Consider the following 13,671-nt stretch of genomic DNA (forward strand, 5'->3'; position numbering starts at 1 on the left):
CGCCCATGGAGGCCCGGCGGATCGCGCTGACCGCCGCCGGCTTCAACGGTCGCGAGCGCGAGCGGCCGGTCGATCCGGCACGGCTGCACCGCGCGATCACGCAGCTCGGGCTGCTCCAGATCGACAGCGTCAACGTGCTGGTCCGCGCCCATTACTTGCCGCTGTTCTCGCGGCTCGGCGGCTATGATCGCACGCTGCTCGACGAGATCATGGCCGAGCGGCCGAAGCGGTTCTTCGAATATTGGGGGCATGAGGCATCGCTGTTGCCGGTCACCAGCCAGCCGCTGCTGCGCTGGCGCATGGCCCAGGCCCGCGCCGGCCTGGGGATTTGGCGACAACTCGCGCCCTTTGCCGGCCCTCGCCGCGCCGAAGCCGATGCGCTGCTCGCCCGCATCGCCGCGGACGGGCCGATCGCCGCCTCCGATCTCGCCGGCGCCAGGGCGGCCAAGGGCATGTGGGTGTGGAGCGAGGGCAAGCATGCGCTCGAATGGCTGTTCTGGGCCGGCCTCATTGCCTCGCCGCATCGGCGCAGCACGTTCGAGCGGGTATACGACCTGCCCGAACGGGTGCTGCCGCGCGCCGTCCTCGACACGCCGACGCCGAGCGACAACGATGCCCGTCGCGCGCTACTCGGCCTGGCGGCGGGGGCGCTCGGCATCGCCACCGCCGGCGACCTGCGCGACTATTACCGGCTGTCGCCCGCCGAGGTGCCGCGCCTGATCGAACAGCTCGTCGAGGCCGGGACGATCGTCCCCGCGCGCGTGCGCGGCTGGCGCCAGCCGGCCTATCTGCACCGCGACGCGCGCGCCGGCCGCCGGATCACCGGCGCGGCGCTGCTATCGCCATTCGATCCGTTGGTGTGGCACCGGGAGCGCACCGAGCGGCTGTTCGGCTTCCGCTACCGGCTCGAAATCTACACGCCCGCGGCACAGCGCGAGCACGGCTATTACGTCCTCCCCTTCCTGCTCGACGGGGCGCTGGTGGCGAGGGTCGATCTCAAGGCGGATCGCAAGAGCGCGACGCTGATCGTGCAGCAGGCCAGCATCGAGCCGACCGCGCCGAGCCATACGATAGCGGCGCTCGGCGAGGAACTAGCGCGGATGGCGGGCTGGCTCGGCCTGGTGCTGGACCCGCTATGGGAGCGGAGCCTCGGCAGCTGATCGGCGCCGAGTTGCATCCGCCAGCCTCCACGCGCTAGACAGACGCGCGGCTGCGGCGCTTCACGGCGTTGCTGCCGATAGATCGCGCTGGTGCCCCTGACGGGGCTTAAAAGGGAATGCGGTGCGGGCCTCCATGGCCCAATGCCGCGGCTGTCCCTGCAACTGTAAGCGGTGAGTGCGATACGGATCGCCTGCCTCCAACCGAGAGGCAGGCAGCCACTGGGCCGGACGTCGAATCGGACGAGGCCTGGGAAGGCCCTGTATCGTCATGTCGACCCGTGAGCCAGGAGACCTGCCGGCGTCTGGTCGCTCTTGCTTTGACCCAGGGGATGGTCGGGGCACGGTTTGGCCGTCTGAGCGACGAACGAGCGGCGGGGGTCGCATCGGTTCGTGTCGGCGGGCGCTGAGAGGCGTCGGCCCGCTGACGTGCGCCGGCCGCTAGCAGCGGAGAGCCCTGTCCATGATCGCATGACGCCGGACGGGAACGACCATGAACAATGTAACGATACTACTGGCTTGCCTGGCGGCGAACGGCATCGCCGGGGCCGCGCAGGCGCAAACCACCGACAAGACGCCGCCGCCGGCCGACGACATCGTCGTATTCGGCCGAGGCGAGGCCAAGATCGGCGTCGCCCATGCCGCCAGCGAGGGTACGGTGGCCGGTGCCGACCTGCTGGTGCGACCGCTGCTGCGCGTCGCCGAGCTGATCGAGGCGGTGCCGGGCCTGGTCGCCGCGCAGCATTCGGGCAGCGGCAAGGCCAATCAATATTTCCTACGCGGGTTCAACCTCGATCACGGAACGGACTTCACCACCTATGTCGACGGCGTGCAGATGAACCTGCGCACCCATGGCCATGGCCAGGGCTACCTCGATCTCAACGGACTCATCCCCGAGATCGTCGCCCGCGAGGATTTCCGCAAAGGCCCCTACCGCGCCGACGGCGGAGACTTCGCGCTGGCCGGCGCCGCCTATATGACCACCATCGACCGCTTCGACGCGCCATGGCTGTCGATCGAGGGCGGCTCCTACCATTATGGCCGGATCGCCGCTGGCGGCACGATCGATGGCGTCGGCGACGGCACGCTGACCCTGGTCGGGCAGGCCAAGACCTATGACGGCCCCTGGCAGGAACCGGAGCATCTGCGCCATCTGTCGGGCTTCGCCAAATACACTAGGCCCGCCGGCACCGGGCAGATCGAGGCGTCGCTCAATGCCTATCGCGCGACTTGGCGGCCCACCGAGCAGATTCCCGAGCGGATCATCGGCACGGCGATCTGCCCGGACGTGTTCTGCTCGCCCGATCCGAGCGCGCGCGGCGAGACGACGCGGCTGATAGGCAACCTCTTGGTGCGCCAGCCGAGCTGGACGGCGAATGTCTATGGCCAGTTCTACGACTGGTCGATGTATTCGAACCCCACCTACACCGATCCCGACGGCACCAGTGCGCAGATCCGCCAGTTCGACCGGCGCTGGATCATCGGCGCGCGTGGCGACAAGCAGTGGACGCTGTCGCCGGCGCTGGCGTTCTCGGTCGGTACCGAGGAACGCTATGACCATATCGGCAGCGTCGGCGTCGCGCGGACCAGCGACCGGACGTTCCTCACCTCGCTCGGCCGCTACCATGTCGAGGAAGCCTCGGCGGCGCTGTACGGCGAAGCGACCTGGACGCCGCTCGCCGGGCTTCGCCTGACCGGCGGCGCGCGCGCCGATTATTATCATTATGCGGTGCGCGCGCGGGACGCGGCCGCCGCCGCGGCGGGCACCGGCAGCGGCGGCGACGCCATCCTCTCGCCCAAGGCCTCGGTCGCCTACACGCCGGCGCCGTGGCTCGAGCTGTACGGCAATTGGGGCCGCGGCTTTCATTCCAACGACGTGCGCGGTGCAGTCAACGTCGACACGCCGGTGCCGGTGCTGGTCCGCGGCGACGCCCGGGAGCTTGGCGCGCGCTGGCAGTGGCACGGGCTGTCGCTCACCGCGACCTATTGGTGGCTGGATGTCGACAGCGAGTTGCGCTTCGTCGGCGATTCCAACGCGGTGGAACCGACCGGCGCGAGCAAGCGCCACGGCTACGAGTTGGTGGCGTTCTGGCGACCGCTTCCCTGGCTGGCGCTCGACGGCAATTACACGGCCAGCCACTCGCGCTACGATAATGGCGATCGCATCCCCAATGCATTTGAGAACGCCGCCTCGGCGGGTGTCGCGCTGGTGCAGGGTCCTTGGCAGGCGAGCCTGCGCGTCCGTCATCTCGGCCCCTATCCGCTGATCGAGGACAATAGCGTGCGCGATCCCGGCAGCACCGTCGTCAACCTGCGTGGCGCGCGCAAGATCGGCCGGTTCGAGCTTTACGGCGAAGTGCTCAACCTGCTCGACAGCCGCGACAAGGATATCGCTTATTACTACGAATCCTACATCCCCTCCGTCGACACGGCGGGCCCTGTCGACGGGCGCCTCAGCCGCGTCGTCGAACCGCGCACGGTGCGCGTGGGGGCCCGAGTGAACTTCTAGCCCGAGAGCGGCTGCCGGGCTCGGCATTGGCGATGCCGGCAGCCGCTATTCCGAGCAATGGTTCGTCACAAAACCCGAGGGTGTGCGTTGTTGTTGCTCATCATCAGAGTACCCCCCAATCGTGCCCAGCCCGACCATCGCCGATCGTTCTTCCGTGCTCGAAGCCAACCGTACCCTCAAGATGGCAAGATCAGCCCACGCCTATGTGCGCGGCAACACTGCCCTGTTCTACCAGTGGCTAGCCGCCTCACCGGCGGCGCGCCGGGTGCCGGAGGGGCCACCGATCTGGATCTGCGGCGATTGCCACCTCGGCAATCTCGGGCCGCTGGCGGATGGCGACGGCCGGGTCGAGATCCAGATCCGCGACCTCGATCAGGCCGTGATCGGCAATCCGGCGCATGATCTCATCCGGCTCGGCCTGTCGCTGGCGACCGCGGCGCGCGGCTCGGATCTGCCCGGCGTCACCACCGCGCACATGATCGAGGAGATGGTCGACGGCTATGCCGCGGCGATGATCGATCCGGACGGCGGCACCGGGCCCGAACCCGACGCCGTCAGGGCGGTGCGCCGACGCGCGCTCGGCCGGCGCTGGCGCCACCTGGCGCGCGAGCGGTTGGACGCCGTCGATCCGCGGATCAAGATCGGCCGCAAGTTCTGGGCACTGAGCGAGGACGAGCGCGAGCAGCTCGGCGCGATCTTCGCGGACGCCGAGGTTGGCAGGATGATCCTGTCACTCGATCACAAGGACGCATCCCGCACTGTCCGCCTCGCCGACGCGGCCTATTGGATGAAGGGGTGCAGCTCGCTCGGGCTGCTACGCTATGCCGCGATCGCCCGGCTCGAGAATGCCAAGGGCAGATCCGATTACGCACTGATCGATCTCAAGCAGGCGGTGGCGCCGATCGCACCGAGCGCCAAGGGCGCCGACATGCCCACTGACGGCGCCGAACGCGTGGTCGCGGCGGCGCGAGCGCTGTCGCCGCATCTTGGCGAGCGGATGATGGCGGTGAAGATGCTCGACCGGTCATTGTTCATCCGCGAGCTCGCCCCGCAGGATCTCAAGCTCGAGATCGATCAGTTCAGCGAGAAGCAGGCGGTGCGCGCCGCGCGCTATCTCGCCTTCGTGGTCGGCAAGGCGCACGCCCGGCAGATGGACGACAGCGATCGCCGCGCCTGGGCCGCGGTGCTGGACACCGATCGCCGCGGCCTCATCGATGCCCCGACTTGGCTGTGGGAGAGCGTGGTCTCGCTCGCCGGCAGCCATGAGGCAGGCTATCTCGATCACTGCCGCCGCTATGCGCTGGCCAGCGCCGCGGCCTGATCTCTACCGCGTTGATCGAACGGCAACCGCGCCACTCGGGGGCAAAGCGGAACCGAATGGGTGCTGGGTCGATATAGCCGGGGCGCTGATAGAGCGCATGGGGCCCGATCCATGGGTTGGGCCAAGCAAAGGTGGAGCGAACAATGGCACGATCAGCGGAAAAGCGCGGCAAGGACGAGACCGCCGCGGCGGAGAAGAAGGTCAAGGCGACCGGCAAGCCCGCCGCCGGGGCCCGCGGCGGCATCACCGCACCAGTGACGCCATCGGCCGAGCTTTCCGAAATCGTCGGCAAGAAGGACCTGCCGCGCAGCGAGGTCGTGAAGAAGGTGTGGGAATACATCAAGAAGCATGACCTGCAGGACGCCAAGGACCGCCGCCAGATCAACGCGGACGACAATCTCGAGAAGATCTTTGGCAAGAAGTCGGCGAGCATGTTCGAGATGAACAAGTATCTCAGCGCGCATCTCACCGCCAAGAAGGACTGATCACCTTCGCCCCGCCGCAAGGCGGGACGATGGCGGGGCGCGTGGCGCCTATTGCGGCCGCAGGGCGCCGGGCAACAGCTCGGCGCCCGCTGTCGTGAGTACTATTCACCGCTTCCCGCAGCGGTCGCCAAACCGTGCTAACCTACGGCAACCTCAGGAACTCCGCCCGACTCTGGTGCTTGTAGGACACAGGCAGGGCCGTGGCCGGCGACAAAGCGCTTGTCGTCGCTGCGTGGCCGTCATGATCAGGGAGCGGCACGCATGCTGGCGATGAATTACCGAGGGCCCTATCGCGTTCGGGTGGAGGCGAAGCCGATGCCCACGGTGCAGCATCCCGAAGATGCCATCATCCGCGTGACGCGCTCGTGCATCTGCGGCTCCGACCTGCATCTATACCACGGCATGGTGCCCGATACGCGGGTGGGGACGACCTTCGGCCACGAGTTCTGCGGCATCGTCGAACAGGTCGGCGCCGAGGTGCGCAACCTCAAGCCCGGCGATCACGTGCTGGTGCCGTTCAACATCGCCTGCGGCAAATGTCATTTCTGCCAGCAGGGCCTGTTCGGCAACTGCCATGAATCGAACGCGCAGGCGACCGCGGTGGGCGGCATCTTCGGCTATTCGCACACCGCGGGCGGCTATGACGGCGGCCAGGCGCAATATGTGCGCGTGCCCTATGCCGATGTCGGGCCGATGGTGATCCCCGACTGGATGGACCATGACGATGCGGTGCTGCTTACCGACGTCGTGCCGACCGGCTATCAGGCGGCCGAGATGGGCGGCATCCAGCGCGGCGACACGGTGGTGGTGTTCGGCGCCGGCCCGGTGGGGCTGATGGCGGCGCGCTCGGCCTGGCTGTTCGGCGCCGGCCGGGTAATTGTGATTGACCATATCGATTATCGGCTCGAGTTCGCGCGGACCTTCGGCCCGGCCGAGGTCTACAACTTCCGCGAGATCGACGACATGGTCGTGTTCCTCAAGAAGCAGACCGATGCGCTCGGCCCCGACGTGTGCATCGACGCGGTCGGCGGCGATGCCGCCGGGAGTGCCCTCCAGACGCTGATCGGCACCAAGCTCAAGCTCGAGGCCGGCAACGCGATCGCGCTCCACTGGGCGATCAACTCGGTGAAGAAGGGCGGGATCGTCTCGATCGTCGGCGTCTACGGCCCGACCGGCAACATCATCCCGATCGGCAACGTCGTCAACAAGGGCATCACCATCCGCGCCAACCAGGCCTCGGTGAAGCGCCTGCTGCCGCGCCTGATCGATCACATCAAGGCCGGCCACATCAACCCCAAGGCGATGATCACTCACCGCGTGCCGCTCGCCGATATCGCCGACGCCTATCATCTGTTCTCGGCAAAGCTCGACGGCTGCATCAAGCCGGTGCTGCTGCCCAACGGCGCTTGAAGGAGCAACGACCATGAGCAACCAACTGGTCGATCCCGCCGCCGTCCCCGGCTGGGGCGTCGACGCCGACGCGGGCAACAACCCGACCTATCCGATGCGGCATATCGAGGACCAGACCCGCGGGATGAGCTGGGAGCGCCCGGCGCTGCAGCAGCCCGATGTCGAGATCCTGCGCTCGATCGAATACAACCGGCTGCCCGCGGTGGTCGGCACCTCGACGCCGCCCAAAGGGCTGAGCGGCATGATCCGCCGCTATGCGTTCCGGCGCAGCGAATCCGACTGGTGGCATTGGCTGCTGCTGATGGGTGCGGACCGGATCAACGTGGTGGAAGGCGTGGTGGAGGATCTCGCCGGCGGAACGCTGCCCAACATCCCCGCCGAAATGGGCATCCGGGCCGAGTGGCAGCATAACAAGCAGGGGCTCGCAAAGAAGATCGGCGTCGCCGCTGCGGTGTCGCTCGGCGCCTATCTGCTGCTCCGCCGCAGGCAGCCCGCGACGGTCGAGGCCCCGCAGCCGCTGCTCCGCGGCCCGACCACGACCCGCGGGGTCAGCGAGACCGCGCTCAGCGAACGGTTGCGCGGCGCCGCGCGCGGCCGGACGACCCCGACCACCTTGCCTGGCCGCTGAGCGTAGCGGCGGGCGGGGGCGGCGGGCGAGTCGCGTCGCGCGCGACGACGCGCTACATCGGCGGCCCCATGGCCCCGGCACGTTCGCGACACTCCCGCCCCCGAGGCCGCCATCGCCGCGCGCGCGGGCGAGCATCATCCGAGCATTGGCTGTTGCTGCTCGGGGCGACGATCGCCGCCGCGCTGGTCGCAGGCTCGATCACCCGCCTGCCATGGTCGCCGCATACCGCCGAACGCCACCGCCCGCTGACCATGGCGGAGGCGCGCGCATCCAACGCCCTGGTGCCGATCGTCGCCGATGCGCTCACGCCGGCGAAGCGCTTCCGGTTCGACGGCGGCCACGCGTCACGCGAACAGGCGATCGAGTGCCTCGCGCTCGTCGCCAAATATGAGGCGGGCGACGATCGGGACGGCCAACGCGCGGTGATCCAGGTGGTGCTCAACCGCGTCCGCAGCCCAGGCTTTCCCAAGACGGTGTGCGGCGTGGTCTATCAGGGTTCTGACCGCACCACCGGCTGCCAATTCTCCTTCACCTGCGACGGCTCGTTGGCGCGGCGTCCCGAGCATGACGGCTGGACCCAGGCGCGCCAGGCGGCACGGCGCGCGATCAACGGCTATGTCTATGCGCCGGTAGGACAGGCGACACATTACCACACCGACTGGATGGTGCCCTATTGGCGCCCGTCGCTCGACAAGGTCGCGCAGATCGACTCGCACATCTTCTACCAGCGCCCCGCGTCGCATCCGGCCGCCCCGGCGGCGGCGCCGGGCGGCTCCTGAGCGACCAAGACGATCGCGGCAGCGTCAGCCTACCTTGGGCGGGGTCGGCGGGCGGAAGAAGCGGGGCGGGAATGGCGCCTGCGCGCTGCCCTTGGCGGAGCGTAGCTGGTTGGGATCGCCGGCATCGACGCTCAGCGGGATCTGCATGCCGTCCGACGCCTTGAGCAGCTCGAACAGCTTGGTGCTCAACCGCGCGGCCAGCTCTTCGTGCCCGGGTGTCGCGAGCAGATTGTCGCTCTCATGCGGGTCCGCGGCAAGATCGTAGAGCTCGTCGAGATCCCAGATGCCGTGGAAGTGCATGTATTTGTAGCGATTCTCACGCAGCGCGTGGACGGTGGGGGTTTGCGGGAAATTCCGTTCCCAATAATATTCGTAGAGCAGTTCTTGGCGCCATGGCGTCGCCCCCGGCGTGGCAAGCGGCAGCATGTTGGCGCCCGCCATGGTCGCCGGCGCCTTCAATCCGGCCGCCGCCAGCATCGTCGGCGCGATGTCGATGTTCGCCACCACCTGCTCGATCACCGATCCCGCCGGGAACAGCGACGGGCAGCGCGCCAGCAACGGCACCCGCATCGATTCCTCGTAAGCGGCGCGCTTGTCGATCAGCCCGTGCTCGCCGAACATGAAGCCATTGTCGCCCATGTAGACGATCAGCGTGTCATCGAGCTCGCCACGCTGCTCAAGCAGATCGAGGATCCGCGCGAGGCCTTCGTCGACCGCAAGCAGCGTCTCCATGTAGCGCTTGTAATAGTCGCCGATGTCGAGCGTGCCATGATAGGGATAGTCGACGCCGTGCCAGCTGTTGCGCTGGTTCTCGACCCACATCGGCCGACCGGCGACATCGGCCTTCATGCTCGCGGGGTAGCGGAAGGTTTCCTTGGCATAGCGGCCGGCGTGGCGCGCGGCGGGGATGAATTCGGCGTGCACCGCCTTGTGCGCGAGGTGCATCATCCACGGCCGCTTGCCGTCACGCTGCGCGAGCCAGTCGATCGCATAATCGGTCAGTTCGTCGGTGATATAACCCTTCTGCAGCACGTGCCGGCCATCGACATTGAGCCCGTCGGCGCTCGGCAGGTAGGTCCCCTGCCCCTTGAAGCTCACCCAGCGGTCGAACCCCGGCTGCGGCGCATCGCCTTCCTCGCCCATGTGCCATTTGCCGATGGACGCGGTCTCATAGCCGGCCGCCTGGAGATATTCGGGATAGAAGGTCAGCCCCGGCGGGATCGGGTGGTTGTTGTCGACCACGCGGTGCTGGTGGGCATAGAGGCCGGTGAGGATCGAGGCGCGGCTGGGCGAGCAGAGCGCCGTCGTCACGAAGGCGTTGCGGAAATGGGCGCCTTCTCGTGCCAGCCGATCGAGCGTCGGCGTCTTGCCGAAGCTTTGCGGCTTGAGGAACCCCATCGCGTCGTAGCGATGGTCGTCGGTGAGCACGAACAGGATGTTCTTGCGGCGGGTGGTGGCGAGGTGAGGCAGCTTGAGCGACGTGGGCTTCGCCACCGCTGCGGCACCGGCCGCCCCCGAGTACAGGCCGAAGGCGCCGCCGGTGCCCGCGAGCAAGACGCCGCGGCGATCGATCTGGTCTGTCATGGCTCGCCCTGCATCCTTCAGAAGTCCTTGCGCAGCAGCAGCCCGGCATAGCGCCTGTCGTCACGCGGCACGAAGCGGACGGTGCCCGCGAAGGTACCGGGCGTGAGGAAGCTCGCGTAGGAGGTGTTGGCGATGTTCTTCACATAGGCGCGCAGCTGCCAGCCGTCGCCGGGCCGGATCACCGCGACACTGGCGTTCCAGATCGCATAGGCAGGCTGCACCGTGTTGGGCGTCTCGCTCAGCGAATATTGCACCTTGCTGCTGAAGCTGACGTCGCTCTGCAGCTCCAGCGACAGGCTGTCCGTCACTGGGAAGCGATAGGCGGCATTCTCGTAGAGCTTGACCTTGGGGGCGTAAGGCAGCGGCTGGCCGTTGATGTTGCAGCTCACCGGCGCGCCGGCGGGGCACAGGAAATTGCGCACCTCGGCATCGGTGTAGGCGCCGGACAGATCGATGGTGAAGCCCTTGGTGGGGCGCAGCGTGACATCCGCTTCGACGCCGCGCGAGCGCACCGAACCGGCGTTGATCAGCCGCGATACCTGAGCGCCGCCGACAACATCGTTGAAGTTCGCCTGATAGCCGTCGAAGGTCGTCGTATAGACGGCGAGGCTGTAGCTCAGCGCGCGATCCGCGGTGCTGCCCTTGAGGCCGACCTCATAGGAATTGGACGTTTCTGGGCTCAGCGGCACCTCGTCGAGCGGGGTGGTGGCGTTGAGCGAGCGCATGTTGAAATAGACGTTGTACGCTGGCCCCTTATAGCCGCGCGAATAGGTGAAATAGGTCTGCACATTGGCGCCGAGATCGAGCTGCAGGCCGAGACGATAGCTGTCACCGCGACGATCGGTGCTGCCGCTGGTGTTGTGATAGGCGCGGATGCCCGGCCGATCGAGCGCCGTCGCACCACTGTTGGTGGGATCGTTGCTCGAGGTGCGGACGTGATAATAGGACAGGTCGTCCCACGTCGAGCGGTAGCCGGCGATGGCGCGGAACGCCTTGGTGAAGTTGATGTTCGCCTCGCCGAACAGCGCATAATTATTGTCGGTCACGCCATAATTGGCAACGCCGGTGGTCGACGTCTGGGTGGTGCCGGCGAGCGTGGTGATCGCGCGCTGGTAGCGCTCGTCGGTCGTGCCGTGGAGATAATAGGCCCCGACCACATAATCGATCAGCCCGCCGCGTGGCGAGGCGAGGCGCAGTTCCTGCGAGAATTGCTTGCTGTTGACGGTGCCATCATCGAGCCCCGCCGGGAAGCCGGTGGTGAGCGTCGGCAGGCCATCGTAATCCTGCTGCTGGTGGTTGAGCCACTGGCGCCAGGCAGTGATCGAGGTGACGGTATAGCCGCCGAGCGACAGCTCGCCGGTCAGCGAGCCGCCGTAATTCTCGTCATGGACGTTGACGTCGATATTGGTGGCAGTGAGCCGGTTGGATGGCGAGGCCGTCACCCCCGCCCCCGCCAGCACGGCGGCGAGCGGCGCGGAATTGGTGATCACGCCGGTCGGGAAGGCGATCTGCGCGGTCGAGGCGAAGGTGCCGGTGGTGGTCTCATAGGTGTTGAGATAATCGCCGATCGCGGTGAGCTTCAGCGCATCGAACGGGGTCGCGACGATCTTGGCACGCACGCCGTAGCGGCGCGAGCCGTTGACGTCGTGATCGGTGGTGACGTTGCGGATGTTGCCGTTCCAGTCGCTGTACAGCCCGCCGATCAGCGCCTGCAGCTTGCCCGGGATCAGCGCGCCGGAGACGCCGGCCTTGATCCGATATTCTTCGTCGGTGGTGGCGCCGGCCTCGCCGAACGCGTGGAATTCATCGGTGGGGTTGCGGGTGACGATGTTGACCACGCCGGCCGAGGCGTTCTTGCCGAACAACGTGCCCTGTGGCCCGCGCAGCACCTCAACCCGCTCGACCTCGCCGAGATCGAGCGTCGACTGGCCGGGGCGGCTGAGCACCACGCCGTCGAGCACAGTGGAGACCGACGGCTCGACCCCGGGCGAGGTGGTGATGGTGCCGATGCCGCGGATGAAGATCGTGCGGTCCTTGTTGGACGCGCCGCTGCGGAAACCGACCGAGGGGATCGAGGCGCTGATCGCCTCGACGTTGTTGAGCTGGCGCTCGGCGAGCGAGGTGCCGCTGACCGCGGTGATCGCGATCGGCACCTGCTGGAGCGATTCGTTGCGGAACCGCGCGGTGACGACGATGTCGCCGTCGGCCGCGGTGTTTGCCGCCGGCGCCTGTTGGGTGGAGGGCGGCTGGGTCGAAGGCGGTTGGGTGGCCTCCGCCTGGCCCGCGGGCGCGTCCTGCGCCAGCGCCGGCGCGGCGGCAATCATGCTGGTGGTCGCAAGCAACGCGAACAGGCGTGTGGCAGTCATCGAATTCCCCTATCTCGCCGCCGGTTCTAATTCCCCCTCCCCTGCTCGGGTATAAAGAAGCGGATGGCGGGTCGACAGCGCCGCTTTATACCACGCGGATAGCGTCCGCGTCGTCGCGCAGCGGCCGCAGCCGCGGCAGCAGCAGCTGGATCCAGCCCAGGGCAGCAAGATAGGCAAGGCTCGCGAACAGCAGCAGCGGCAGATAGCCCAGCCCGGCGGCGAGGGTGAGGCCGGCGACCTTGGCGATGCCGATTCCGCCGACGTTGCCGCAGAAGGAGCCGAAGGAGGTGACGCGGCCGACGCGGCGTTGCGGCACGATATCGGCGATCATCGCGAACACATTGGTGGAAAAAGCTTGGTGACCGGCGAGCGCGAGCGCCATCAGCGCGATGGCGAGCGGATAGCTGTGTGTGAGCAACGCCAGCGGGATCGGCAGCACGGCGAGCGCGGCCGCGAGCATGATCCCCTTGCGCACCGCGTTGACGCTGTAGCCGCGCCCGAGCAGCCGGGTGGAGACGCTGCCGCCGAGCAGCGAGCCGATCGCCGCGCCGCCGTAAGCGATCGCGAGCGGCACGCCCAAGGCGACCCCGGCGATGCCGAACTGACGGTGGAAGAAATCGGGCAGCCAGAACAGCAGCAGCCACCAGGTGGCGTCCGACAGGATCTTGGCGCCGGCGACCGCCCAAGTGCGCCGGTCGCGCAGGAGCGGGCCATCGGCGATCGCGCGCGGGGCGTCGGTGGCGGGAGCGGCGGTGAAGGCGACCCCGCGCGCGGTGACCAGCCACACCGCCGCCCAGCCGAGCCCGAACACGCCCGCGGCGGCGAAGGTACCGCGCCAGCCGAGCGTCAGCGCCGCGGCGGGGATCGCCAGCGGGGCGAGGATCGCGCCGAGGCTGCTCGCGGCGTTGCTCGCGCCATAGCCGGTCGAGCGCCAGCGCGCCGCGAGCACCGCGGCGACGGTCTTGGTGCCGGTCGGCGTGCCCATCGCCTCGGTCGCGCCGAGCGCGACGCGGACCGCGGTGAACTCGACCATGGTCCGCGCCCAGCCGTGGAGCAGCGCCGCGATGCTCCACGCCGCGACGCCGAGCGGATTGGCCCATTTGACCCCGAGCTTGTCGGCGATCCAGCCGCTGAACAGGAAGCCGATCGCCGCGCCGGTCTGGAACCAGGCGGCGAGCGTGCCATAATCATTGTCGCTCCAGCCGAGATCGGCGGCGATCACCGGCTTGAGCACGGCGATGATCTGGCGATCGACCAGGTTGAGCACGCCCGCGGTGATCACCAGCGCGAACAGCAACCCGCGGTGGCGGGGACTGAGCTGGGCGACCGTTCTCAACGCGTGTGTCCGTTCATCCCGTGCGCATGGCCGCCGCGGCCCCCTGCCGGCGAGGCAGTTTTTCTACGCCACGGTGGCAGGCCCGGTTCCCCGGCG

General features: G+C 68.0%; 10 protein-coding genes and 1 riboswitch. Of the genes, 7 read left to right on the top strand and 3 right to left on the bottom strand.

Annotated elements, in window-relative coordinates:
* The first annotated feature begins 5 nt into the window (after nt 1-5).
* The 7 genes from OXR60_RS08545 to OXR60_RS19995 all read left to right on the top strand — a co-directional run bounded on the left by OXR60_RS08545 (nt 6) and on the right by OXR60_RS19995 (nt 8,289).
* Nucleotides 6-1,160, top strand: coding sequence for a crosslink repair DNA glycosylase YcaQ family protein (locus OXR60_RS08545; protein ID WP_267395443.1), 1,155 nt, complete (start codon nt 6-8; stop codon nt 1,158-1,160).
* A 71-nt stretch (nt 1,161-1,231) separates the two neighbouring features.
* A riboswitch (cobalamin riboswitch) is annotated at nt 1,232-1,475 on the top strand.
* A gap of 175 nt (nt 1,476-1,650) precedes the next feature.
* A complete protein-coding gene (locus OXR60_RS08550) occupies nt 1,651-3,666 on the top strand; it encodes a TonB-dependent receptor (protein ID WP_267395445.1) in 2,016 nt (671 codons plus the stop codon).
* 121 nt (nt 3,667-3,787) lie between these two features.
* Nucleotides 3,788-4,987, top strand: a complete 1,200-nt coding sequence (locus OXR60_RS08555; protein WP_267395446.1) for a DUF2252 family protein — start codon at nt 3,788-3,790, stop codon at nt 4,985-4,987.
* Between the two features lie 143 nt (nt 4,988-5,130).
* Nucleotides 5,131-5,472 carry an SWIB/MDM2 domain-containing protein gene (locus tag OXR60_RS08560; protein ID WP_267395447.1) on the top strand — a complete coding sequence of 114 codons (342 nt, stop codon included), beginning with the start codon at nt 5,131-5,133 and terminating at the stop codon, nt 5,470-5,472.
* 261 nt (nt 5,473-5,733) lie between these two features.
* Complete coding sequence (locus OXR60_RS08565; RefSeq protein ID WP_267395448.1) at nt 5,734-6,882, top strand: zinc-dependent alcohol dehydrogenase; 1,149 nt, start codon at nt 5,734-5,736, stop codon at nt 6,880-6,882.
* A gap of 13 nt (nt 6,883-6,895) precedes the next feature.
* The gene (locus tag OXR60_RS08570) at nt 6,896-7,510 is read left to right on the top strand and encodes a hypothetical protein (protein ID WP_267395449.1); all 615 of its coding nucleotides are present in this window, start codon (nt 6,896-6,898) and stop codon (nt 7,508-7,510) included.
* A gap of 152 nt (nt 7,511-7,662) precedes the next feature.
* Nucleotides 7,663-8,289: a cell wall hydrolase gene (locus OXR60_RS19995; protein ID WP_346015418.1), complete on the top strand. Its 627-nt coding sequence runs from the start codon at nt 7,663-7,665 to the stop codon at nt 8,287-8,289.
* Nucleotides 8,290-8,313: 24 nt separating this feature from the next.
* Here the strand turns inward: OXR60_RS19995 and OXR60_RS08580 are convergent, their stop codons facing one another.
* The 3 genes from OXR60_RS08580 to OXR60_RS08590 form a co-directional block, all read right to left on the bottom strand.
* The gene (locus OXR60_RS08580; protein ID WP_267395450.1) at nt 8,314-9,873 is read right to left on the bottom strand and encodes a sulfatase; all 1,560 of its coding nucleotides are present in this window, start codon (nt 9,871-9,873) and stop codon (nt 8,314-8,316) included.
* A 17-nt stretch (nt 9,874-9,890) separates the two neighbouring features.
* Nucleotides 9,891-12,239: a TonB-dependent receptor gene (locus OXR60_RS08585; protein ID WP_267395451.1), complete on the bottom strand. Its 2,349-nt coding sequence runs from the start codon at nt 12,237-12,239 to the stop codon at nt 9,891-9,893.
* 85 nt (nt 12,240-12,324) lie between these two features.
* Nucleotides 12,325-13,575, bottom strand: a complete 1,251-nt coding sequence (locus OXR60_RS08590; protein ID WP_267395453.1) for an MFS transporter — start codon at nt 13,573-13,575, stop codon at nt 12,325-12,327.
* Nucleotides 13,576-13,671 lie beyond the last annotated feature (96 nt).

This window comes from Sphingomonas sp. GC_Shp_5, from assembly GCF_026540855.1.
Lineage (GTDB): Bacteria > Pseudomonadota > Alphaproteobacteria > Sphingomonadales > Sphingomonadaceae > Sphingomonas.

Excerpts from the sequence above, each read along its gene's own strand:
- OXR60_RS08545 (WP_267395443.1), top strand. The coding sequence starts at position 6 with ATGGAGGCCCGGCGGATCGCGCTGACCGCCGCCGGCTTCAACGGTCGC.
- OXR60_RS08550 (WP_267395445.1), top strand. The coding sequence starts at position 1,651 with ATGAACAATGTAACGATACTACTGGCTTGCCTGGCGGCGAACGGCATC.
- OXR60_RS08560 (WP_267395447.1), top strand. The coding sequence starts at position 5,131 with ATGGCACGATCAGCGGAAAAGCGCGGCAAGGACGAGACCGCCGCGGCG.
- OXR60_RS08565 (WP_267395448.1), top strand. The coding sequence starts at position 5,734 with ATGCTGGCGATGAATTACCGAGGGCCCTATCGCGTTCGGGTGGAGGCG.
- OXR60_RS08570 (WP_267395449.1), top strand. The coding sequence starts at position 6,896 with ATGAGCAACCAACTGGTCGATCCCGCCGCCGTCCCCGGCTGGGGCGTC.
- OXR60_RS08580 (WP_267395450.1), bottom strand. The coding sequence starts at position 9,873 with ATGACAGACCAGATCGATCGCCGCGGCGTCTTGCTCGCGGGCACCGGC.
- OXR60_RS08585 (WP_267395451.1), bottom strand. The coding sequence starts at position 12,239 with ATGACTGCCACACGCCTGTTCGCGTTGCTTGCGACCACCAGCATGATT.